At 33.1% G+C, this 24,692-nt stretch carries 24 protein-coding genes; 6 read left to right on the plus strand and 18 right to left on the minus strand.

Going from position 1 to position 24,692, the window contains the following annotated elements; all coding sequences use genetic code 11:
* Positions 1 to 24: 24 nt before the first annotated feature.
* Both B5D14_RS05945 and B5D14_RS12140 read left to right on the plus strand, forming a co-directional pair.
* Entirely contained in the window at positions 25 to 759 is a 735-nt protein-coding gene (locus B5D14_RS05945; protein ID WP_078711680.1) for a TraX family protein, read from the plus strand.
* 47 nt (positions 760 to 806) lie between these two features.
* A complete protein-coding gene (locus tag B5D14_RS12140; protein WP_159443739.1) occupies positions 807 to 974 on the plus strand; it encodes a hypothetical protein in 168 nt (55 codons plus the stop codon).
* Between the two features lie 457 nt (positions 975 to 1,431).
* On the opposite strand, the gene B5D14_RS05950 is transcribed toward B5D14_RS12140, so the two are convergent.
* The 3 genes from B5D14_RS05950 to dtd are packed head-to-tail and all read right to left on the minus strand — an operon-like array spanning position 1,432 to position 3,165.
* Entirely contained in the window at positions 1,432 to 1,629 is a 198-nt protein-coding gene (locus B5D14_RS05950; protein ID WP_078711681.1) for a DUF951 domain-containing protein, read from the minus strand.
* Between the two features lies 1 nt (position 1,630).
* A complete protein-coding gene (gene folD / locus B5D14_RS05955) occupies positions 1,631 to 2,722 on the minus strand; it encodes a bifunctional methylenetetrahydrofolate dehydrogenase/methenyltetrahydrofolate cyclohydrolase FolD (protein ID WP_342585673.1) in 1,092 nt (363 codons plus the stop codon).
* A complete protein-coding gene (dtd, locus tag B5D14_RS05960) occupies positions 2,719 to 3,165 on the minus strand; it encodes a D-aminoacyl-tRNA deacylase (protein ID WP_078711682.1) in 447 nt (148 codons plus the stop codon). The genes folD and dtd overlap by 4 nt, the downstream gene beginning before the upstream one ends.
* Before the next feature lie 125 nt (positions 3,166 to 3,290).
* Between dtd and B5D14_RS05965 the strand changes: the two genes are divergently transcribed.
* From B5D14_RS05965 to B5D14_RS05975, 3 genes are all read left to right on the plus strand, one after another.
* Positions 3,291 to 6,506, plus strand: a complete 3,216-nt coding sequence (locus B5D14_RS05965) for a DEAD/DEAH box helicase (protein WP_078711683.1) — start codon at positions 3,291 to 3,293, stop codon at positions 6,504 to 6,506.
* Positions 6,507 to 6,518: 12 nt separating this feature from the next.
* Positions 6,519 to 7,778, plus strand: a complete 1,260-nt coding sequence (locus B5D14_RS05970; RefSeq protein WP_078711684.1) for a replication-associated recombination protein A — start codon at positions 6,519 to 6,521, stop codon at positions 7,776 to 7,778.
* A 126-nt stretch (positions 7,779 to 7,904) separates the two neighbouring features.
* Complete coding sequence (locus B5D14_RS05975; protein ID WP_078711685.1) at positions 7,905 to 8,936, plus strand: CAP domain-containing protein; 1,032 nt, start codon at positions 7,905 to 7,907, stop codon at positions 8,934 to 8,936.
* 56 nt (positions 8,937 to 8,992) lie between these two features.
* Here B5D14_RS05975 and B5D14_RS05980 read toward each other — a convergent pair whose 3' ends face one another.
* The 5 genes from B5D14_RS05980 to B5D14_RS06000 all read right to left on the minus strand — a co-directional run bounded on the left by B5D14_RS05980 (position 8,993) and on the right by B5D14_RS06000 (position 13,086).
* Positions 8,993 to 9,424 (minus strand): flavodoxin domain-containing protein, encoded by a 432-nt coding sequence (locus B5D14_RS05980; protein ID WP_078711686.1) that lies wholly within the window; start codon positions 9,422 to 9,424, stop codon positions 8,993 to 8,995.
* A gap of 1 nt (position 9,425) precedes the next feature.
* A complete protein-coding gene (locus B5D14_RS05985; RefSeq protein WP_078711687.1) occupies positions 9,426 to 9,770 on the minus strand; it encodes a phage holin family protein in 345 nt (114 codons plus the stop codon).
* A gap of 154 nt (positions 9,771 to 9,924) precedes the next feature.
* Positions 9,925 to 10,248 carry a type II secretion system protein gene (locus B5D14_RS05990; RefSeq protein WP_078711688.1) on the minus strand — a complete coding sequence of 108 codons (324 nt, stop codon included), beginning with the start codon at positions 10,246 to 10,248 and terminating at the stop codon, positions 9,925 to 9,927.
* 82 nt (positions 10,249 to 10,330) lie between these two features.
* Positions 10,331 to 11,389: a type IV pilus twitching motility protein PilT gene (locus B5D14_RS05995; RefSeq protein ID WP_078711689.1), complete on the minus strand. Its 1,059-nt coding sequence runs from the start codon at positions 11,387 to 11,389 to the stop codon at positions 10,331 to 10,333.
* Positions 11,390 to 11,400: 11 nt separating this feature from the next.
* The gene (locus B5D14_RS06000; protein ID WP_159443740.1) at positions 11,401 to 13,086 is read right to left on the minus strand and encodes a GspE/PulE family protein; all 1,686 of its coding nucleotides are present in this window, start codon (positions 13,084 to 13,086) and stop codon (positions 11,401 to 11,403) included.
* 67 nt (positions 13,087 to 13,153) lie between these two features.
* Here B5D14_RS06000 and B5D14_RS06005 point away from each other — a divergent pair, with 67 nt between their 5' ends.
* On the plus strand, positions 13,154 to 13,903 hold the full coding sequence (locus B5D14_RS06005) for a prepilin peptidase (protein WP_078711691.1): 750 nt from the start codon (positions 13,154 to 13,156) through the stop codon (positions 13,901 to 13,903).
* On the opposite strand, the gene B5D14_RS06010 is transcribed toward B5D14_RS06005, so the two are convergent.
* From B5D14_RS06010 to B5D14_RS06055, 10 genes are all read right to left on the minus strand, one after another.
* A complete protein-coding gene (locus tag B5D14_RS06010; RefSeq protein WP_078711692.1) occupies positions 13,904 to 14,389 on the minus strand; it encodes a type II secretion system protein in 486 nt (161 codons plus the stop codon). It abuts the gene before it with no gap.
* 1 nt (position 14,390) lies between these two features.
* The gene (locus B5D14_RS06015) at positions 14,391 to 14,702 is read right to left on the minus strand and encodes a type II secretion system protein (protein WP_078711693.1); all 312 of its coding nucleotides are present in this window, start codon (positions 14,700 to 14,702) and stop codon (positions 14,391 to 14,393) included.
* A complete protein-coding gene (locus B5D14_RS06020; RefSeq protein WP_078711694.1) occupies positions 14,680 to 15,924 on the minus strand; it encodes a hypothetical protein in 1,245 nt (414 codons plus the stop codon). The genes B5D14_RS06015 and B5D14_RS06020 overlap by 23 nt, the downstream gene beginning before the upstream one ends.
* A 4-nt stretch (positions 15,925 to 15,928) precedes the next feature.
* A complete protein-coding gene (gspM, locus tag B5D14_RS06025) occupies positions 15,929 to 16,588 on the minus strand; it encodes a type II secretion system protein GspM (protein WP_078711695.1) in 660 nt (219 codons plus the stop codon).
* A 2-nt stretch (positions 16,589 to 16,590) separates the two neighbouring features.
* Complete coding sequence (locus B5D14_RS06030) at positions 16,591 to 18,000, minus strand: type IV pilus biogenesis protein PilM (protein ID WP_078711696.1); 1,410 nt, start codon at positions 17,998 to 18,000, stop codon at positions 16,591 to 16,593.
* 29 nt (positions 18,001 to 18,029) lie between these two features.
* Positions 18,030 to 19,214: a type II secretion system F family protein gene (locus tag B5D14_RS06035; RefSeq protein WP_078711697.1), complete on the minus strand. Its 1,185-nt coding sequence runs from the start codon at positions 19,212 to 19,214 to the stop codon at positions 18,030 to 18,032.
* Positions 19,215 to 19,322: 108 nt separating this feature from the next.
* Positions 19,323 to 20,396, minus strand: coding sequence for a YdgH/BhsA/McbA family protein (locus B5D14_RS06040; RefSeq protein ID WP_078711698.1), 1,074 nt, complete (start codon positions 20,394 to 20,396; stop codon positions 19,323 to 19,325).
* 116 nt (positions 20,397 to 20,512) lie between these two features.
* Positions 20,513 to 21,790, minus strand: coding sequence for a D-alanyl-D-alanine carboxypeptidase family protein (locus B5D14_RS06045; protein ID WP_159443741.1), 1,278 nt, complete (start codon positions 21,788 to 21,790; stop codon positions 20,513 to 20,515).
* Between the two features lie 49 nt (positions 21,791 to 21,839).
* Positions 21,840 to 22,241 (minus strand): ribosomal maturation YjgA family protein, encoded by a 402-nt coding sequence (locus tag B5D14_RS06050; protein WP_078711700.1) that lies wholly within the window; start codon positions 22,239 to 22,241, stop codon positions 21,840 to 21,842.
* Between the two features lie 77 nt (positions 22,242 to 22,318).
* Positions 22,319 to 24,598 (minus strand): heavy metal translocating P-type ATPase, encoded by a 2,280-nt coding sequence (locus B5D14_RS06055; protein ID WP_200804768.1) that lies wholly within the window; start codon positions 24,596 to 24,598, stop codon positions 22,319 to 22,321.
* Between the last annotated feature and the right edge of the window lie 94 nt (positions 24,599 to 24,692).

Raw genomic sequence — 24,692 nt, forward strand, 5'->3', positions numbered from 1 at the left:
TTATATTTAAATAAGGGGAGAAATATGAAATTCAATTCATTTCAAATTAAGCTGTTTATGATGCTTTTAATGGTGTTAGATCACCTATCAATAATACCAGGATTATTACCATTTGAACTTGTAGCTATATTCCATTTTATTACTAGACCTGTAGCTATTTGGTTTGCATTTACTCTTGTTGAAGGATTTATGCATACTCATGATCGTTACAATTACTGCAAACGCCTTTTTATCTTTGCAGGCATTATGGCTTTAGGTAATCTAATTATTATGCTTACAATAAACCCTGATTTGCTTCCAAACTTTCCAAATATTATCTTCGCCTTGGCTATGTGCTGTTTAGCGTTAATCTTATTCTTCCATGATAAAGGTAAAATTACAGAAATTCCACCAATCTTTCGCATCAGTGCTGGTATTGCCGTATTAATTCTATGTACACTTATTGGTGAGGGAAGTTTCCTTATCCCAATGTTTGTATTTATCTTTTATTATAACTACAACAAACCTAAACAACGAGATTTATGGTTAATTGGTGTAAGCATCTTTATGATGTTATCTACTATTGGTTATGTCATGTCTGTTAATGGAACAATTTATGAAATGCTTTATAGTGAGGGTTGTGCTCTCCTAGTTATTCCTTTCTTGCATATGTATAATGGCAAGCCAGGTAAAAAGACAACGTTTACCCAATACTTATTCTATGTATTCTACCCATTTCACATATGGGTAATCTATACAATTGCTGCTTTTATTAAATAGCAATGAAATCTTCTTTGAATATGAGATAATATTAAAAAGGAGTTTTTATGAATAGAATTGATATTTATTTACTTGACGAATCCCTAGACCAAGCTATTAAAGATGCTGAAGAAGAATTTGCAAGAAGTGGCATAACACATGATGCAAGAGAATCTTTTGAAAAACTGAAAGAAAAATATTTCGGTCAGCTTCCCAAAAATTATAATAAAAATTAGTTTCATAAAGAAAAGAAGATGTCTTGGTTTAATCATCTTCTTTTCATATTAATCTCTAGCATTAGTTCATTGTAATGACAAATATCCCTAAACAATCCCTAGATTCCACTGCTCTTTCAATATAATAATTTTATCCTTTTCACTTATTCTCTTAGCTAATAACTTAATAGTTTCTGTTGTTATGTTATTCTTTCTCTTTTTATGTCACGTTTATTACATAATTTTCACGACATAATATGAATTATATGGGTTAAGTTATGTTTTATATTGCTTATCTTCAATATCTAATTTTTCAAGAAAATATGCTTAAATTCCTCACTTTATTTCAATTTAAGTTATGAATTTGAAATAAGGAACCAAAATCGAAGTTCTTATTTCAAATTTGTGTTAAAAAAGAAGAAATTTTCACAATTTCTTCTTCAATTTATTTATATGTAATTATTTTATACAATCCTAATTATTCGCTTTCAGCTCTTTCGACTACTTTCTTTAGCTTTCTTTCAAACTCAGCTCGATCAAACATAATTGAAGCCCCACAACCTTGGCATTTAATTTTAATATCTGCACCCATGCGGATAATCTTCCATAATTTTGATTTATGGCAAGGATGTTCCTTCTTCATTTCAACAATATCATTTAAACCATATTCTATCATCTTATACCTCTGAATTTTCGCAAGCTTCAATTGTATTCTTTAATAACATGGTGATCGTCATTGGACCAACTCCTTTTGGAACTGGAGTAATTGCGGTTACATGATCCACTACATCATCAAAGTCTACATCACCGACTAACTTTCCTTCATCATTTCTATTGACACCTACATCAATTACATAAGCGCCTTCTTTTACAAAGTCCTTTGTTACATATTTTGCTTTTCCTATTGCGACTACAAGAATATCTGCTTCTTTACAAATTGTTTGTATGTTTTCTGTTTTGGAATGACATATCGTTACTGTTGCGTTTTCATTCATCAATAAACGTGCGACAGGATTACCTACAAGATTACTTCTACCAATCACAACAGCACGTTTTCCGCTTAGTTCAACATTCATTCTTTTTAGTAATTCAATAATTCCTTGAGGAGTACAGGGTACAAATCCTTTCTCACCTAAATGTAGTTTTCCAACATTGATTGGATGTAAACCATCTACATCTTTATTTGGATCAATTGCCCACACAACTTCTTTTTCATTTAGATGTTTTGGCAATGGTAATTGAACTAGGATGCCATCAATTGATTTATCTTCGTTGCATTCTTTAATGACACTTAATAGTTTCTCTTGTGTTGTTTCTTCATCTAAGTGAATCATTTTTGAACCAAGCCCAACTTCTTTACATGCTTTTTCTTTTCCTGTTACATAAGAAACGCTTGCTGGATTATTACCTACTAAGATAACACAAAGAGTTGGAATTCTTTTTCCTTCATCTTCTCTTTTTGCAATCTTCATTTTCATTTCATCTTTTAATTCTTTAGCAACTTCACTACCATATACAATTTGTGCCATTTTCTTTTCCTCTACTTGTTCTTGTTCATCTTTTTGCATTGCTATCGCAAATGCACTTACCCCAAATATCGCAATACCAATTGCGAAGGTGACTACTACTCCCACTAATACCACCACAAATACAGTTTGTGGACTTAAATAATCTTTAATTGAGAAATAAGTATAAGCTGTTAATCCCAATATAATTAATGCTACTGCTACAAAACAAAGGGTTGCTGTTCTTACAATCTTCTTTTTCATAGAATATCCTTAGAATCAATCACAATTGTGATGGGTCCATCATTGCATAAATCAATCAACATCTCTGCACCAAAAATACCCGGCTTCGTTTCAACTCTTCTTGCACAAACTTCATTAAACTTCTCATAAAGAGGTTTTGATATTTCAGGTCTTGCAGCTGTGATAAAACTAGGACGTCTACCTTTCTTGCAATCACCATACAATGTAAATTGTGATATTGATAAAATGGTACCCCCAACTTCTTCAATACCCAGATTCATTTTTCCTTCTGCATCATCAAATATTCTAAGATCAACGACTTTGTTCGCAACCTTTTCAACTATTTCCTCTGTATCGCCATCCGTTATTCCAACCAACAAAAGAAAGCCTTTATCAATTTTATTGTACACTTCATTGTCTATTGTGACAGATGCATGTCTTACTCTTTGTATTACAACTTTCATATCCAAATTCTCCTTGTACCTATTTTACTATGAAAGTTGTACTAAATGAAGTTAACTTTTACTTAAGTTTTATCATTTATGTCTTGTTTCTATGATAAAATTATAGGATAGCTTGGAGGGCAACTATGTATATAACATCCATATCAACCTATTCTGATTTAATGAAAAATCAGAGAAATAGTGCCATTGCTGAAAAGATTGCAGGCAGTAATAAGAATTATGCACTCCATATTGAACAAGAAGATGATAACTATACTATAAATGGTTTATTCTATTACCATTCTGAGTACACTCACTCTGAACTAATTATTGAATCTGAGTCTCAACGAGTGATTGGGTTTGAATGTTCATGCAATTGGTGTACCGAAGATAGTCCTTGTGGTCATGTCGGCGCTTTATTTTTAAAATGCACAAAGATTTCAAATGATTCTCTTCCTTATGATGTAAATTATATTGTTGAAGAACAAAAAGAGTTGAGTGTTCCCACAATACCTTATAAATCAGTTGTTGAAGAAGATTTTGATTACTATAAAAAAATGCAGTTAGCTAAGAATTCTAAAGAACTCATTCAACGAGTTAAACAATCCATTACCCCACTTACCATCATCCCATCGGAGAAAATAAGACTTGTTCCTGCCTTTACTAGTTTAAATAATTCTTCATCCATTTCTTTTAAAATAGGGCTTCAAAAGCTTTATGTAATTAAAAATTTAGAACAATTCATTTATCATGTTAAACACAACGAATTCTTTGAATTTGGTAGAGATTTCTCCTCTTACCTTAATTATGATTATTTTGATGATGATTCTAAACGTATCTTGGATTTTCTTTTTCAACACATCCAATACATCAGAAATTTACCCTCATCTTCAAGTCGTAGTTTAGTCATATCCGATCGTATTTTACCAAGTTTGTATGATTTGTTTACTGATTTGAAAGATGACTATATTCTTACAACGAGTGAAATTCATGAAAAGTGTACTCTCTCTTTCCGTAAATTTGCAGAAGGTTGTGAAATGAAGTTTACTCCTACCCCTTTTACCCTTATTGATGGATATCGTTATGAACTTAATTCCAACACAATACTTCGAACTAAATATCATAAGCCAGATCAATTACTAACCTTATTCAATCTAATAAGACAAGGATTTAATCTGCTTGCTACATCTGATTTAAATTCTTTTTATCACTTATTCTTAAAAGACTTAGTTGATGATGTTGAGTTCATTGACTTTCCTTATGACCTTATCAACAACAATGAGATTAGTCGAATAGAACTTTATGGTGATTTAAACAAACAAAATGATTTAGAAATATCCGTACATTACATAAAGAATGATGGCTCTAAGCTTTATGCCTTTACAAACAATGCAAATATCAATGATAAGCGCAGCATACTCATTGAAAACTTTATTCGCCAATATGCCTATTCAATTGATACAGATGAGCACAAAGCATACCTTGATATGAATCAAGATAAAACATATGACTTTATCAAATCTGGTTTAGATGCCCTCAAAGAATATTGTGATATCTATGTTTCGGAAGCTTTGAAATCCATCGGTAGTCCAAAACACTACGCCATCAATCTAGGGGTTCGTGTTAATGCTGGCTTACTTGAATTGGATGTAACATCACAAGATATTCCACTCAGTGAATTAGCTGATGTATTAAGAAATTACAAGAAAAGAAAAAAATTCCACCGTTTGAAATCTGGTGAACTTATTTATCTTGAATCCAATGAACTTCAAGAGTTAGAAAATATCTTTGATAAGAATCATATCGCACTTGATTCTATGAAAGATGGTCTTGTGCAATTACCTTTATATCGTAGTTTTCAAACAGATGAGGTAGTAAATGATTTAAAAAACATTCATGTTCATCGTGCTGAAACATTTAAAGATTGTATTGATAACTTTAAACTTCAACACCACCAATTCAATATTGATTCAAGCTATTCAACAATCTTACGTGATTATCAAAAAGTCGGTGTACATTGGATGGCACTTTTACATAGTTATGGATTCAATGGTATTTTAGCGGATGATATGGGACTTGGAAAAACACTACAAGTTATTTCTCTTATTGATTCCTTGAAATTGAAGAAACCAACTCTTGTTATTTGTCCTGCATCCTTAATCCTTAACTGGCAAGATGAAGTCGCTAAATTTAGTAAAGATTTAAAATATCTTGCGATTCATGGTACATCTGATGAAAGAATAGAATATATTAAACAAATAAACGATTACAATTTATGCATAACAAGTTATGATTATATTAGAAGAGATATTGAGTTACTTAAACAAATTGAATTTGATTATGTCATTCTAGATGAAGCTCAATATATTAAGAATCATAACACCAAGAATGCTCAATCTGTGAAGCAACTCAAAGCCACATCTCGTCTTGCGTTAACTGGTACACCAATAGAAAACTCACTTGCTGAATTATGGAGTATCTTTGACTTCTTAATGCCTAATTATTTATACAATTATCATCACTTTAGAAGTACTTATGAAGTTCCTATCGTAAAGGATCAAGACATTGAGGTCCAAGATAAACTAAAGAAGTTAGTTGAACCCTTTATCTTGAGAAGAATAAAAACAGAAGTACTCAAAGAATTACCAGAAAAGATTGAACAAACTATTCATATTGAATTAAATGAAGATGAAACTAAGTTATACTTAGCACACGCAGTACAAGTTGCATCCTCTATTGAAGCACAAATGAATAACACAAAGTTTGATCACATCCAAATCTTAGCCATGATTACAAAATTACGTCAATTGTGTTGTGAACCTAGAATTCTTTTTGAAAACATCCATGAGCCTTCTAGTAAAATGAATGCCTGTATGAATATCATTGAAACCTTCAAAGAAAATAAAAAGAAACTTCTTGTTTTCTCCTCATTTACTTCAATCTTTCCTTTATTAAGTACTGAGTTAAAGAAAAGTAATATTAAGTATCACACATTAACTGGAGATACTGATAAAGTATTAAGAAGAGAATTAGTAAAACAGTTTCAATCGGATGACTCTACCGTTTTCCTTATTTCATTAAAAGCTGGAGGAACAGGATTAAACCTTACTGCAGCAGAGGGTGTCATTCACTTTGACCCATGGTGGAATATCTCCGCTCAAAATCAAGCAACTGATCGTTCTCATCGTATTGGGCAAAAGAATATTGTCCAAGTATATAAATTGATTACACAAAATACAATTGAAGAGAAAATACTCAAACTTCAAGAAACAAAGAAAAATTTAGCAGATACTTTTGTTGAAAACAATGAAGGTACTATATCAAAATTAACACCAGAGCAATTATTAGATTTATTCAAATAAGGAGGTCCTTTAATGAAAGAACCATTAGCATTTAGACTTCGACCACAAACTTTAGATGATGTAATTGGTCAAGAACATCTTGTAGGAAAAGATAAAATACTTCGTCGTTTAATTGAAGAAAAACGCCTATTTTCGCTTATTTTCTTTGGCCCTCCAGGAACCGGAAAAACAACACTCGCTAAATGTTTAGCGAATGAGCTGCAAATTCCTTATCGTATGTTTAATGCAGTAACTGGTAACAAGAAAGAATTGGATGGTATCTTCCTTGAAGCTAAACTAGCACCTGGTCTTGTGGTTATTGTTGATGAAGTACATCGTTTAAACAAAGATAAACAAGACTTACTCTTACCACACATTGAAGATGGTTCTATTATTTTATTAGGTGCAACAACATCGAATCCATACTTTGCGATTAATCCCGCAATAAGAAGTCGTTGTCAATTACTTGAAGTAAAACAATTAACTAACGAAGATATTGCCAAGGCAATAACACGTGCATGTACACATCCACAGGGCTTAAAAGACATCACAATAGAAGATGAAGCTGTTGGTATTATTGCTCGACATTCCAATGGTGATGTACGTTATGCCTTAAATATATTAGAAATTTGTGCTCTTGCATCCAATGGTACAATCACAAAAGATACTGTACTTCAATATTCACAATTTCCAAATACGAACATGGATAATGGCGATGATGGACATTATGATGCAGTGAGTGCATTCCAGAAATCAATTCGTGGTAGTGATGTTGATGCAGCACTTTACTACCTTGCTCGATTAATACAAGCAGGTGATATGGATTCCATTGAACGAAGATTACTTGTGATTGCTTATGAAGATATTGGCTTAGGAAATCCTGCTGCAGTTGCAAGAGTCATCAATGCAATTGATGCCGCTAAACGTGTTGGATTCCCTGAAGGGATGATTCCTTTAGGTGTCGCCATTGTAGATTTATGTTTATCTCCTAAGAGTAAATCAGGTGCTCTTGCAATTGGTGAAGCAATGCGTGAAGTACAAAATCAAGCATTACCAGTTCCTGAATATTTAAGATTAACTCCTGTAAATTTAAAGGAAGAAGATAAGTACGATTATGACCATCCTGAAGTATGGCCGCAAATTCAATATCTTCCAAATGCCATCAAAAACAAGCATTTTTATCAACCTTGGATGTCAAGTTCCTATGAAACACAATTAGCAAAAAATCTAACTGAACTCAGAAAAATCACAAAATTTAACAAAATTTCTCAAATTTCTAGAAAAACACGATAAATAAAGGCTTTTTTAAACTATACTCTCAATCAAAAAGACGATTTTTACAGAAAACATCGTCTTTTTTTTTGACAAATTTGAATTTTGTGCATAAAATGCTTGGGTGACTGAAAAAATGGAGGATTTATGAAAGCTAAGAAGTTAGTACTCACAGCTGCTTGTATTTTAGTAGTACTGTGTGGAAGTCTTTCTGAAAACATTCAGGAAGTCCAGGCTGAAGAAACAACCACTACACAAACACAAACTGAAACAGTTAGAACCGTGAGTGTGGAAGTTAATTCGACTGATGCATTCGATCAGATAAAAACAGCAGTGATTCAAAATGCAGTATTTGAAGAATCTGGTGTTGATCCAAGTCTTGTCGCAATTGAAAAATGCGAAATGACAATTGGAGCAATTGATACAACAAAAGTTGGTATTCAAGATATTAATGTCATGATCAATGTAAAACCGATCAATGAGTCAACACTTTTAATCAAACAAACGATTACTACAAAAGTCTCATTACACATTGTCGATACACAAGCTCCAACATTAGGTTTAACAAAAGACTCAGTACGAGTTCAATTAAACCAAGAGGAATTTAATCCTTGGGATTATATTGAGTATGTAATCGACAATTCAAAAGAAAACTTATACGATACACTTCAACTTGAAAGCAATGTTGATACATATACTGAAGGCGATTATTTTGTACGTTACACTGCAACAGATAGTTCAGGTAATAAAACAGAAATTGAATTACCAGTAAAAGTATCAAAGAAAATTGTTGTTCAAGGTGGTGGCGTAGGATCTGGTGATGAGATTACTTATATGCTTCAACTCATCAACAATGTACGCTCTGAAAATGGATTATCAGCACTATCACTTGCGGATGAGGCTGGTCAAACTGCAATTGCAATTCGTGCATCAGAATCTGTAGGTGATGTTTCTCACCGTAGACCTGATGGATCTCACTATAAAACAGCTTTATCTGATCAAGGTGTAAGTTGGGATCATTCACCACTTGAAATTTTGACATGTTCAGGTTCAACTGTTGAAGCAAAACTAAATTGGTGGTTAAATTCACCAGGACATCGCTCAATTCTATTACAACCAAATTACGATACAATCGCTATTGGTTATAGTGGAAATATGTGGGCAGCTATTGTCTACTAGAAGGTACAATTCAATTTGTACCTTTTTTCTTTTTTTTCATTAAAAAAGGTGAAATCCTATGAATTTCCACCCAATTCTTGAAGTGCTTTAATTGTAAACCGTCTAAGAGCCACTAAATCCTTCTCATTTGGCCGTTTTCTTTTTAAGAATAAGAAGGAGCCTGTTGTAACAAAACGTCTAGGATACACCTCTATGCCCTTCGCACGCAAATTGTTGATTAAGAGCTCAGTTTGATCTTTTTTCGTAAAATTCGAAGAAAATATCACTGCATGCTTAATTTGATTCACTGGCAAATCATCAATGTACCTAAATAATTCAGCCGAAGGTTTCCCCCCATAGATACCCGTACCAATAAATAAACAATCCACATCAAACAAACGATGTTGTTCTGTGATATTAATAGCTTCAACTCCACAAACATCCGCAACAACCCGAGCCATCTTTTCAGTATGCTTGGTTCTTGTAAAATACACAACTTCAGTTTTCATATTATTTCTTACCTACCAATGCGTTTAAAAAACTATTCGCAATACTCAATACTATTGCAGCTAACACCGTTGTAGTAAATGAATCTATTGATGCACCACTTACAAACGAAAATGCAAGTTGTAATACAAACCCGTTTATTATTAATGAAAATAATCCAAATGTTAGTAATGTTACTGGGAATGTAAATATATTGAGTATAGGTTTAATTGTAACGTTTAATAACGATAAAATAATCGCAAGAATCATCAATGTTTCACCAGAGCTAATCTCTACTCCAGTAAACAAGTAATTAACAATCCACAATGATATCGTATTAACCGCAAGTGTTAAAATTATTCTTTTCATAACCTACTCCTTTACTACACGTAGTTTAGCATATTTCCCTATTAATAGGAAGATTCTCACCTCAAAGTTCATCTAATATTCATCTAAAGTGAAGACATATAAAAACGATGGAAAACTAACTACTTCCATCGTCTCTTGGCAATTAAATCAATAACTATTGTGGTAGTACAACTTCCCCACCCTTGTAAGTATAAACTTTATTGTCCTTGTCAGTCCAAGTAACACTACCATCTGCAGCTATATCACTGCATTTTGGGTCAACTGTAACAGTCATATTGAGACCTGCATCAGTATTTGCTTTTTCAAGTGATCTTTGCGAAAAACAAGATTTAGCATTTGCTGTTCCAACTGCATCTTTTGACGCTTTGATATACCCACTAATTTGTGGCACTAATAATAGACCTAATACTGCAAGAATTGCGATTACTACGATAAGTTCAATTAATGTGAACCCTTTTTTGTTTTTAATTTTTTTCATGATTTTCTCTCCCTTTTCACTTTTATTATATAACATTGTCAAAATAATACAATATACCGTTAATTTATAGGTTATCAATGGGTTATATGATGGAATTAACTAACCTTCTTAGTAATTGTGGATCAGAGCAATGCTCCATAGCCACATCCATGGATATTTTGTTTTCTCTTACAAGTTTTGCTAGAGCCATCTCTATTGTTTGCATACCCTCTGCTGGATGAGTTTGCATAACACTTGGAATATGGTAAGTTTTTCCTTCACGTATCATGTTGCCTACAGCTTCATTCATTACTACAAGTTCTAACGCTGCAACCCTTGAGCGGTTATCAATTCTTGGCAATAAATGTTGAGCACATACCGCCTTTAAACATACAGATAATTGCAGTCTTATTTGATTTTGTTGATTTGGTGGGAAAACATCGATGATCCGGTCAATGGTTTGAGCAACATTGGTTGTATGTAATGTCGATAGAACCAAGTGTCCTGTTTCTGCTGCAGTTAACGCAAGTGATATCGTTTCAAAGTCACGCATTTCCCCAACAAGAATAACATCTGGATCTTCACGTAGTGCAGATCGAAGTGCATGGGCAAAACTATACGAGTCGCTACCTATTTCACGTTGATTAATCATTGATGATTTATGATTGTGTACATATTCTATTGGCTCTTCAAGTGTTAGAATATGACATCTTCTATTTCTATTGATTACATCAATCATTGCAGCAAGTGTTGTTGATTTTCCAGAACCCGTTGGACCTGTTACTAGGATTAATCCTCTTTGTAACATTGCTAATTTACCTAAAACCTCAGGTAACTCAAGTTGTTCAAGTGTTGGTATTGTACTATTCAACAAGCGTAGTGCTACTGCAAAATTTCCTTTTTGGCGATAAATGTTAACACGATTTCTAAATCCATCTTGTGATACATAGGTAAAGTCCAAATCATCTCCAGACATTAATTTATTAAGTTGCGCATCGCTTATCATTGATTTAACTAATAGATTTACCTCATCCTCAGATAGAGGTACATCATTAATGGGTCTTATATTGCCTGTAACACGTAACATCGCAGGTAAGCCTACTGTGATATGAACATCGGATGCATTATTTTGTCTTGCGAATCTTAAATATTGTTCAATCATATGTTTTTCTCCTAATCAATTGAGTATAGAATCTTAAGTGCTTCTTCAACACTTGTCGTTCCTTCTCTTACAAGATCTGCAAGTTCTTCTCTCATTGTAATAATATTTGTATTTCTAGCATAATCTCTTATTGCTTTTACATCATTTCCTTTTTCTACAATAATACGTTTAATATCTGGTGTTACTTTAAAGATTTCATTAACTGCAATACGTCCACGATATCCGGTATTGCCGCACAATTGACATCCTTCACCTTTGTATACTGTAGTGATGGAAGAATCATTTAATAACTTTTGTACTCTTTCATCTGCAACATATGCTTTTCTACAATGTGGACAAACACGTTTTACAAGTCGTTGTGCAATTACTCCACGAATTGAATCTGCTAGTAAATAAGGTTCAACCCCCATATCAACTAAACGTGCTATTGAAGAAAATGAGTCATTTGTATGAAGTGTTGAAATAACCAAGTGACCTGTAATAGATGCACGTACTGCAATTTCAGCAGTTTCCGCATCACGTATCTCCCCAATCATGATAATATCTGGGTCTTGTCGCAAGATTGAACGCAATCCAGAAGCAAAGGTTAATCCTGCTTTGTTATTTACTTGAACTTGGTTTACACCTTCGATACGTTTTTCTACCGGATCTTCTACTGTAACAATGTTCAATTTTGGATGGATAATTTCTTTTAACATTGTATACAACGTTGTTGTTTTACCAGATCCAGTTGGACCTGTTGCAAGTATAATTCCATTTGAATATTTTAATAAGTCATGAATAATTTTAATACTTCTATCACTAAATCCCATGTCTTCAAAATTGTAACTAACATCTTGGTTTGTTCCTAACAAACGCATAACAATCTTCTCGCCATAGATAGTAGGTAGTGAAGATACACGCATATCAATTTCTGATATACCATGTTGGAATTTGAAACGTCCATCTTGTGGAACTCTTTTTTCAGCTATATTCATACCAGACATAATTTTTAAACGGGTTACTAATAATGGATGTAGATTTGTTTGTAACTCCATATTCACACGTAAATCACCGTCAATTCTGAATCGTACTAACACTTTGTTTTCTTCAGGTTCAATATGAATATCACTTGCATTACTTTGAATTGCATCACTAACAATGTTGTTCAATAATTTAACAACTGGTGCAGCATCAATTCTTTCAAGCATTTCTGCATTTCCTGCATCAACTTGTATCTCTGTATTTTCTTGATGAAGTACATTGATAGCATCACTCGTTTTCAAACGAGTAAATATTTTATCTTGAGCAACCTCAATTTCTTTTTTACTTGAGATAATACATTCAACATGCATCCCCGTTGCAACACGAATATCTTCAATACTATAAAAATCTAGTGGATCTGCAGTGGCTACAAACAAGACACCTTCACGAACGTACAAAGGCAAAACTTTTGATTTCATCAACAATTCTTCAGGAATTAAATTGATTGCATCTGTCTCTACACTAAATACTGGATTTTCTATATAAGGCAAGTTTAACTTCTTACTCAAAAGTTTTAGAACATCTTTTTCCTTAACATAGCCCAAGTCAACAAGTACATCTCCTAAACGTTTTCCTGGTTGCATCTTTTGTTTTGAAAGAGCATCGTTTAATTGGTCCATTGTAATGTAGTTATTACTTAATAATAATTGACCTATAGGTACATTCTTTTCCATACACATTCTCCTTTATCATCGTTTTGTGTTATGCTTATTAGTAGCAAATATTAGAAGTGAGGTCACTATGCAATTACTACTAGCAATTTATTCTATATTACTTGGTCTAGTAATTGGTTCGTTTCTTAATGTTTGTATCTTACGATATCAAACACAGGAACCAATTTCAAAAGGTCGCTCTCATTGCCCTAAGTGCAATCATACCCTATCATGGTATGAACTTATTCCACTATTTAGTTGGATTGGTCTTAGAGGCAAGTGCAAACATTGTCACAAACCAATTTCTATCCAATATCCAATTGTGGAAGCATTAACCGCAATTACTTATTTAATACTCTATTTAACATTTGGAATAACACTTGATACACTTATTTATTTTATATTCGCATCCGTATTAATTTACGCTGCTGTCATCGATTTACAAACAATGATCATTCCTGATCGAACTCATCTTATTTGTATTCTATGTGGTATATTACTTCTAATTTTACACCCTTCTTCATTAAATGATAAACTAATTGGAGCCATTATCATTAGCATCCCCTTATTTATCATTGCCTATCTTACAAAAGGCATGGGTTATGGTGACGTAAAACTCATGGGGGCTGCTGGATTTGTTTTGGGTTGGCAAAATATCCTTCTTGCGATGATGATTGGTTCTATTACCGCAAGTATCTTTGGAATCATTTCAACTCGAGTAAAGAAAACATCACTTAAATCCGAAATGCCTCTTGGTCCACATTTAATCTTCGCAATTCTATTCTGTTTGATTTATGGTCAAACATTGATTTCTTGGTATTTTACGAATTTCTTTTAATTAAGGAGTGTCTTCTGCAGACGCTTCTTTTACTATACACAATGTATTCCCAGTACCATCTTTTGTAATATTTGTTTGTTTATAAGGAGCAAATGTACCCGATGTTTTATATCCATTTACACTTAAATTGACAACAACTTTTCCATCCGCAATTGAAAAACTTAAACTTATATTATTCTCATTTCCAAAATAACTATAAGGTAATGTTTTCTCAGTATTGGAAAATATAATTGATTTACCGTTTGAATATATTGTAGCATCACATGTACCATCAGTTCCAACTGCAATTGAACCTTTTGCATTTCTTATCTCATTTTTAATAATTGCGAGTGAATTATTCGCTATATCTTTACTTAAATTAAGTTTGCGTTGTACACCATAACTTTGAAGAACAGGTTGCATTCCAGTCGCTACAAAAACCATGATAATCCCTAAAACTGCGATTGCCATAATAAGTTCAACTAATGTCATCCCTTTTTTCTTCATTCTATTCTCCAACTACTCTAAATAATTTATATTTCTTTTGACTTGATACATCACACATTTGGGCACTAACAGTAAATGTATTGCCATTAAATGATAATGGCGCAATATAACTTCCGCTTGTACAATCAAAATTCCCTTGTGTGATTTCTGAAGCACCTTTTAAACTAGCATCATTTATTTTTTTATTTGCCATATTAATTTCTACCATTCTTGAGAATACAGTAATAAATAAGACAGAAATAATCGCAAGTATTCCTACTGATACAATAACCTCAATCAATGTAAATCCTCTATTTGTCGTATGTTTTTGCAAAGGTCATTGCACCTCCTCCGCTCATCTCTAAATCAAGATCAGCAAACAATCCTAGCATTTTATCTGAAGGCTTAACCCCATAAATATTAGCTGCATTTACTTGTGAAACAATACTTGCATATGCACCACCATATAAATTGGCCGTCTTATTATTTTGACCTCTTAAAGAAACTTGGCCTTTTTTTGTATCTAGTGCACCCCAAGGATCCTCATCTTGAAATGGACTTATAATCCATCCATACCCATTTACATTCTTATCCATCCCTTGAAATAGAAAGTTTGTATTCTTGCTGCCAATAATTACGAAATTATCTGCATCTTTTATATCGTTACCAAATGATGTGTCAAAAAACACTATAGGTTTATTTGATATAAAAATTACAAGATATTCTGAATCTGGATCTGTCAAAGTGAAATTACTTGACATAACACCTACAATATTTTTAAAATCGATAACTACATCTGATTTAGAATTATCAATGACAACATTCTTTCCAGTCACTGTATTACCACTTCCCTCAACAACACAACTACTATCGATTGTTGCCTCAAAATTACATTTTTGTCCTTTTGCCATTAATTGAAATTCATCTAATTTCTTATTGTATTTTTCAAGATTGGGTTCTTTTTCATATTGTGAAAATTTATCTTCGTATGTACTCGCTTTTTCCTTGAAACATTCAGTACCTACTTGAGTTGGTGATGTACCAAACAAGCAATATTCTTTGTCGCCTGGCTGTTGTACTTTTCTATAGCGATCATCAATATCATCATCACCTTGTTTTACTGTAACAGGGAATTCGAGTCCACCTTCAATTACATTCAAATAACCAGTCACTGTTCTTGATAGACCATTTAATGTTGCTGTTGAATCCACTTTCAGCTTTTTACAACTACTTACTTCTTCACCACTAGCACAGGTTATTGCAATGTTAATTTTCCCCATTTTATCAATGTTAAGTTCTGTGGATGTTGTACCTCCACCACTACGAATGAATTCAGTGATTTTGGCTCCTGTTTCTGGATCTTTTTCAAATGAAACTAATGTTGTCTCTAAACCACTCAATGCACTTTGATAAACTTGTTCACTATCCATCTCAATTTTTGTCATTTTTGTATTGTGATTTGTTAGCGTTATTAATCCCAAGCCTAAAATAGTCATTAAGCAAAAAATCATAATGACATAAAGCAAAACCGATCCTTTTTTGCTTCTACTACTCATGGATTCACTCCATTCCTTCAGTACTATAAACACTTACAGTAATTGTATACGTATTGTTTTTTGCATCTCTTGAAAACCCAATCGTTTTCATTGTTTTATTTTGTGCAATAATTGATTCTAAAAAAGCAGATACTTGTTGATTGTCTCCTGATACCTCGATACTCATGATATTTTTCTCCATATAAACATCATAAATCATAGGGAATGTAGCAACTGGCAATTCAATACCATTTACTGCAAATAGCGCATCTTTTAGTGTATAGGTTGTAGGTATTTCTGGATCAACCTCTACTTCTTCAGGATATTCTGGATACACCATTTGAATAGTTGTATCAATTAAGGTCGTTGTTCTAACTTTAAGTCCTGACTCTTCTGCAAGTGTTACTAAATAATCATGCAATTTGTCATTTGCTTGTGTTGGTAACATTTTATTTAACTTTTCTTCTGCTGCCTTTTTTGCATCCGCTAGGGCTTTATCATTTGTACCATAACGTGCAGCTGTTATTTCCATTGTTTCATGCAATTCTTTTTGTGATTTTAATTCAGCTTGATTTGCAGTGAACTGACGATATAAAGGTAGTAGTAAGAAGACCGCATAAACTGTAATAACGATGACGATTCCCAATACACTTAATAATAGTTTTTCTCGCTTTGTTAAATTCATTCTTACTCACTCCTTTCCATTGTTGCAATCACATTGAATGTATAATTATTATCTTTATCACTGTATTGCATACCATAGAAATCTACTGATTCGAAGATCCCTGAGTTTCTCAAATGATCCGCAAAATATGTTGGAATATGAGAATCTGTTGTTTGAACAACAATACTGAAGATTCCTTGTTCCAAACTAAAATCTTGGACACTTGCACCCTCATATCCATAAATTACATCCATAACATATTGATTAACATATGGAATCAAATCTAAATTAGCTTGTGCCCCATCAATTTCAGTTCCAATTGTTGCATAAGCATTTATCATTGATTCTTCTTCCAATACTTTTGCTACTTTAGTTAATAACTCTTCATTTGTTGTAAATGTCTTTTCTGCTTCGATGTCTTTCTTAAGTGTTTCATTTAAGTAAAATAAACCACCATATACACCAACTAACACTACTCCTGCAACAATAGATGTAATAAGTAACTTTTTCTTATTTGGATCCATTGCTTTTGCATCTTTTTGGAATTCATCATATAACTTATCAAAATTTAAATTCTTCGGATTTCCTACAAGTGATCCTAAAACATGAATATAAGATAAATAGTTAAAATCTTCAGGTGCTTCTAAATTACTTAATGCTGGCAATACCGCAATTTGCATCGGAACAGTTAATGATAAATCACTAATTAATTTATTAATCCCATTGTAATCTCCAAATAAATATACTGCTTCAATCTTAGATTGATAATGACGCGTTAATTGGAATTGTTGCATTAGTGAAATTTCTTCTTTGATTGTGCTTACAAGTCCTTCATAATCATCAAATGATATACGTGCACTTCTTAACAAAACGAATTTTTGTTCATCAAATAAAAATACTTTTAATAATCCATTAATAATTTCTAAAGTGATATATGGCTGTGTATTATCTTTAATTGAAGTGTTCGATAGATAATTGAATAAAGCACGATTCCCTACTTCAATTGTTCTTGCTTTTTTACACTTAACATCTTTTAAAAGTTTCTCATAAGATCCAACAAGTGATACAGGTAATCCACATACTAATATTTTTCTTAAATTCTCTTCTTTCGATAATCCAATATCCACAAAGTCAATTAACATATCTTGGTTAATCGTTTGTGATGCTTGTAGTTCATTACGTATAATTTGAACTGTTTTATTATCATCCAATACAGGTACTTTTAATTCACGATAAAAGGCACTTGTATTATTCGCAATAACAGTTGCTTTCTTTACTTTCTTATCTTGTAATTCCGTAACAATTTGATGTAGATTGTCTTGATCCATTAAAGAATAAACAGTTTTAAAACTATCTATTTTAATTTGATTCTTTTTAAATGTTGCATCTACAATTTTATATTGCGTATTACCTATTTCAATATAATATGCCATAAAATTCCCTCCCTAGTTTCTGTTTATTCTTAACTGATGTATTGCATCATGCCATACATTGGTAACATAACTGCTGCTACGATAAATCCAATGATAAGTGCCATAACGATAATCATCAATGGTTCAATTAGTGATACAATTCTTGTTGATGCTGCATCTGCTTCTTCATCAAAATAATTTGCTGCGGATTCAAGAATGGTGTCAATTGATCCTGATTCTTCACCTATGAATACCATCGATGTAAACATTGGATCAAACACTTTTGCATCTTCTAAAGCTGTCGAAATATATTCTCCACGACTTACTTTTTGTATAACCGTTTGAAATTTATCCTGAATCACAACGTTTCCTATAATTAGTGACACCATTCTAAGTAATTCAATCATATCCAATCCACTTGCATAAAGAGTAGCGAAACCACGAGCACATCGCGCAGAGTAGATAGTACGATTTAGTTTCCCAATAACTGGTGCCTTTAATTTGAATGTATCAATCTTTGTCCGAATTGGTTTAAGTTTACAAATAATTGGGATAACCATAATAACGATGGCAACTCCCGCAAGAGCAAATGGCCAATAATCAGTAAGGAAATTACTAAAAGCAACCAAGATTTGGGTAATCAGTGGTAGATCCTGTCCTTCATATAATGAGAAGAATGTTGGTAATACCATTGTCACTAAAAAGATAACAACAACAATTGCTACAATACTTAAAATGATTGGATACATCATTGCACCCTTAATTTTATTATTTAATTTGTTTTCCTTCTCAAAGTGCTCTCCCATTTTAGCTAAGTTCTTTTCTAGGATACCACCTGTTTCTCCAGCTTCTACCATGTTGATTAAAATATTAGGAAAAACCTGTTGAGCACGCATCGACACAGAAAGACTATTTCCTTTTTGCATTGATTCGTAAATTCTTTCATAGATTACTCTTGTCTTTGGGTTACTACTCTTTGATTCAAGGATATGGATTGCTCTAATTATTGTTATCCCTGCATCAAGCATAACTGAAATTTGGCGACAGAAAATAATCAAATCTTTCGCTTTCATTTTTCTAATGGATTTTACTTCTTGTTTAACTTCTTCTTTGCTCACAAGAAAATATTCCATTTGTTTTATTTTAAGCAATAAAGTTTGCTCATTTTCAGCTTCAATTATTCGAGTTACTTTGTTTTTGTTTTTATCGATAAGTACGCATTTAAAAACCTTCATTTACATCTCTCCCTATGTATATCTATTTTAGCACACACTATATAAAAGAGGTAAAGAAAATAAAAAAGCAAAGGTTTGATTACCTTTGCTTTATAAGTTAATTTAAACTTATTTAATTTCTACAGCGTTAGTAGCAGCGCTTTCTAATGCCTTTAAGTAGTCACCAACTGTCATAGTAACAGATGTTTTTAATTCTTCTACTTCAGGAACATCAGTGTGGTTTCCATCACCTTTGTCATATGTTGGCATTGCAACAACTTCTTCTACTGTTTTTCCAACTGTGTAAGCTTCGAATGCTGCGATTTGTTCGAACCATTCTTTTTTGATTTCAGAAGCAGCTAACATACCGTAAGCTTCTTTCTTTTCTTTCTTAGTTGGTGTTAATGTTGGATCTTCAGGAGCAGTGATTACACCAGCTGTGCTGAATTTTCCAGTATTTTGAGCAGTATCGATGCTTGAGTAAACGATTTTACCATCAGCATCTAAAGCAACTACAGCAAATGTAGTGTTAGCTTGGATTTGACCATCTTTGTCAGCTGTAGCATCAGCGATGCTTAAGCTTGTGAATGAACCAGAACCTACTTTAGCAACGTTTTCAACTTCAACTGCATTGTCAGCAGCAACTTGAATTGCTTTTAAGTAATCTCCTACAGACATTGTTACAGAAGTTTTTAATTCTTCAACTTCAGGAACAGCTGGATGAGCATCATCTTTTGCATATGTTTTCATTCCAACTACTTCAGCAACAGTTTTACCAATTGCATATTCTTCAAGAGCAGCAATTTGTTCGAACCATTCTTTACCGATTTCAGATGCTCCCTTCATTCCGTAAGCATCTTTCTTTTCTTTCTTAGTTGGTGTAGCTGTTGGATCTTCAGGACCTGTAATTACACCTTTAGTATCAAATTTTCCAGTGTTTTGTGCAGTATCGATAGAAACGTATTTAATTACGTCACCTTCTAATACTACAGTAGCAAATGTTGTGTTAGCTTGAACTTGTCCGTCTTTATCAGCAGTAGCATCAGCAACGCTTAAAGATGTAACAGAACCAACTCCCACTTTTAATCCTGTTGAAGCAACAGGTGCATCAGTTGGAGCAGGTGTTTCACTTGGTTTTGCAGGTGCAGTTGAGCATCCAGCTAAAACCATTGCAGCAACTAATAATGTTAATAGTTTTTTCATTTTATTTCTTCCTCCGTATGTTTCATTATAAATGGTAACAAAAGTACTGTCAATTTAATCGTGACGATTTTCACATTCAAATAAAACGCTTGTGAAATTAAGACTGTTCTTAACATCTATTCTGGAAGTTTTGTATTCTTTTTTAAGAAGACTAAAACCTTTAAAACGAGGAATAAACCTAGGATTCCAATACTTATCCAATTAATAACTTGAACGATTTTAGGAAGTACATATGCTCCAAAACTTAAATCATATAAAATAATATTTTTTTCTAGTTGTACCTCACCTATACGATTTTCTCCTATTTTAATTATCGCATACCCTTGTATTGCTTCACCTTCATCTTCATTTCGAAGTTCGACTTCAATCGCTAATGTGCTTTCGTCGGTTGACATCGGCAACAAAACATTCAAGGAATTTGATAGTGTGAAGTCTACTTCTCCAATGACTTTACTTCCATCTTTTACTTCACTGTGAACATCTCCAATATCATTTGATATTGTAACTGTTTTGTAATTATCAAAACCATAGTTAAATAATTTTGTCATATCTTCATAGCGACTATCCGCATTATCGCAACCCATAACAACTCCGATTAAATCCATATTGTCTTTTGTTGCACTATTAACCATCGTATAGCCCGCAACCTCAGTCCAACCGGTTTTACCTCCTGTTGCATAGTCATATTTAAATTTAGAGTTTTTTATCATTTCATTTGCAGAAGAAAAAACACGAGTATCTTTCTGTTTGTTAGTTGGAGCCATGTCATAGCGTACTTGCCCAAAAACCTCTTTAAAATTTTCATTCCTTAGAGCTGCACGCGTAATCATTGCCATATCATAGGCAGTTGTTACGTGGGCATCATCTGGTAACCCATGAGCATTGGTAAAATTACTATTCTTAGCTCCAGCATTTTTCGCAACTTCATTCATCAGTTTTGCGAAATCCTCTTGCGTTCCACCCACAGCTTCCGCAAGAACATTTGATGCATCATTGGCACTTTGCATAATCGAGGCATAGACCAAATCAATTACAGGAGCTTGTTCTCCATAATCTAACCAAATGTGACTGCTAGAGCGATCAATGTTATCAATCGCGGTGGCACTTGCTGTCAATAAGTCATCTTTCCCCAATTTTTCTAATGCGATGTAGTTTGTTAATATTTTTGTGATGCTCGCTGGAAACATTTGTTGATCCATGTTTTTTTGATAAAGTACCATTCCTGTTTTCGCATCAATTAAAACTGCTGACTTTGCATTCAAACCAAGTGTGTCAACAGATTGCGAAGGTGTTGGCTCAGGTGTTGGTGTTGCATTATCCTCTGCATAGCCAGGCAGAAGACTACCTACAATTAACAAGCCACATATTAAATAAGAAAATATTCTTCTTTTCATTTTAATCATCCATTCCATACCCCCATATTATACATGAAGTTTTATCTTGTTAACACATCTTCTCGTTTTTTTGATGCATGAAAATTAACAATTCAAATAAACCAAAAAGTGTTCCCCCAATGATATAACAAACAAGATCATTCAAATCAAATGTCGACCCCAACACAATGCCAAGCAAAGTACCTCTTACTTGTAAATATTGATCTAAATGGAGGAACTGTGACCCCTCTGCAATGACGCCAATAAGAATTGCATATTGAAATATAAAAGACGGTTTACTTGGAAAAATAGTTCGTATTAAACAACATAACAAGATAATAACTAAGACATCACCTACATAAGGGCGAATAAAATTATCCTTTACAAACATCCCTATAAATATTTCAATGAAAAGTAGTGTAATAAATGCAATTGCGTACATCACTCTTTTCTTTTTATTTGAATATCTCATATTGACCTCTTTTATTAATTTTCCATTTCTAGTTTAACATAAAAATAACATCGTATTTTTACGATGTTATTCTCTGTTTATTTTTTAAGTAACCGAATTGAATTTAAAATCGCAATAATCGATACACCTACATCGGCGAAGATTGCCAACCACATATTCACAAATCCAAATGCAGCTAAAGCAAGCACTAACAATTTAATACCTAAAGCTCCAACAATGTTTTGTTTTACAATACCCATTGTTTTCTTTGAGCGATTAATTGCTAGAGGAATTTTGTTTAAGTTATCATCCATGATAACAACATCTGCAGCTTCAATTGCAGCATCACTTCCTACTCCACCCATCGCAAATCCTAAATCCGCTAAAGCAAGTACCGGTGCATCATTGATACCATCTCCTGCAAAACCTAAATTACCTTGTGGTAATAAACTTTCCACAACATTCACTTTATCATTAGGTAGGCATTCACTATAAACTGAATCAATTCCAACTTGTGATGCAATGTGATCTGCAACAGCTTTTCTATCACCAGTAAGCATTACACAATTTTTGATACCTGCTTTTTTAAGTGATTGAATCGCTTGTTTAGAATCTTGTTTCAATTGATCTTCAATTACTAAGGTTCCAATATATTCATTATTCTTTGAAACATAAACTAAGGTACCAAGCTCATCAATTACTGGATACTTGATATTAAATTGATCCATTAACTTTGTATTACCTACAAGAATTGTTTCTCCATCAAGGACAATACGAATACCATGCCCTGCAATTTCCTCAACCTCTTGAATTCGTTTGGTATCAACTTCTTCCTTGTATGCATCTAAAATAGATTTTGCAATTGGGTGTGTTGAGTTGCTTTCTGCATAAGCTGCATATTCAATTGCTTTTTGCTCACCCAGAATCTTACTTACACCAAATTTACCTTGTGTAATTGTTCCTGTTTTATCAAACACCATTTGTTGAAGTGTTGATAGACTTTCAATGACTGTACTACCTTTTACTAAGATACCATTCTTACTTAATCCACCAATGCCTGCAAAGAATCCAAGAGGAATGCTGATGACTAATGCACATGGACATGAGATAACTAAGAATGCACATGCACGTTCAATGGATTCAACATAACTAATTCCTGGAACAATGATTGGTAAAGTAATTGCGATAATAACAGCTAAGATAACAACAATTGGTGTATATATTTTTGAAAACTTTGTTATGAAATTTTCTGATTTAGTTTTTCTACTACTTGTATTTTCAACAAGTTCTAATATTTTAGAAACTGTACTTTCACTATAGGCTTTTGTGACTACAACTTCGATTAATCCTCTTAAATTGACACAACCACTTAATACCTCGTCACCTACTTCAACATCGCGTTCTAAACTTTCTCCCGTTAAACTTGAAGTATCTAAGCTACTCACACCGTTTTGTACTATCCCATCCAAAGGAATTCTTTCCCCTGGCTTAACTACGACAACATCACTAATTTGTACAAGTTCTGGAGATAGATCTACTGTTTCACCATTTTTAATGACATGGGCAATATCAGGACGAATATCCATTAAGTCCGCAATGGATTTACGACTTGAATAGACCGCTCTTTCTTGGAAGTATTCACCAACTTGGTAAAACAACATAACTGCTACAGCTTCGCGATAATCTTGAAGAAGAATTGCTACAATGGTTGCAAGTGCCATTAAGAAGTTCTCATCAAACCATTGTCCTTTTAAGATATTTCGAACAGCTCTAAAAACAACATCATATCCAAGTAGTACATAAGCACCTAAAACAAAGACTATTCCTAACAAACTTGTTTCTGGTTGTAAGAATCCAATCACAAACAATCCTGCTCCTATAAAGATTCGAATCAAATCTTTTTTGAAATTTCGGTCTTCTTCTTTATCAGTACTAACTGTTTCCACAATTACATCAGGTTCATGGGTATTTACAATCGTTCTAATTTCTTGTTCAATTCGTGCTTTATCACTCTTTTGACATCTATATGTACAGGTTGTACTCATAAAATCTACACTGACACTCTCAACACCTACTACTTTTCGAATTTCATCTTCAATCTCTGCTGCGCAATGGGCACAATCTAAACCTTTAAAGAATAAGGAATAGGATTCACCCGCTTCACCAACAACGACATCTGGTTCCATATCAGTAATGATTTTAATCAGTTGAGTTTTAAGAGATTCCCAGCTCTTTTCATTTTTTGGGATAACCGTTAATTTTTTAGACATAAAATCTACATGGGCTTCTTGAATTGAATCAAGCTTTTGGATTTTTTCTTCGATTTCAGCTGCACAATGAGCACAATCTAATCCATTTAGTATAAGTTCTCGTTTCATCTTGCTTACCTCACACATATGAACATATGCTCATATGTAGTATATATTCTACTGTACTACTTGTCAATATAGTTAAACCCATAAATTTATAAAA

Source organism: Anaerorhabdus furcosa (assembly GCF_900167375.1).
GTDB classification, from domain to species: domain Bacteria; phylum Bacillota_I; class Bacilli_A; order Erysipelotrichales; family Erysipelotrichaceae; genus Anaerorhabdus; species Anaerorhabdus furcosa.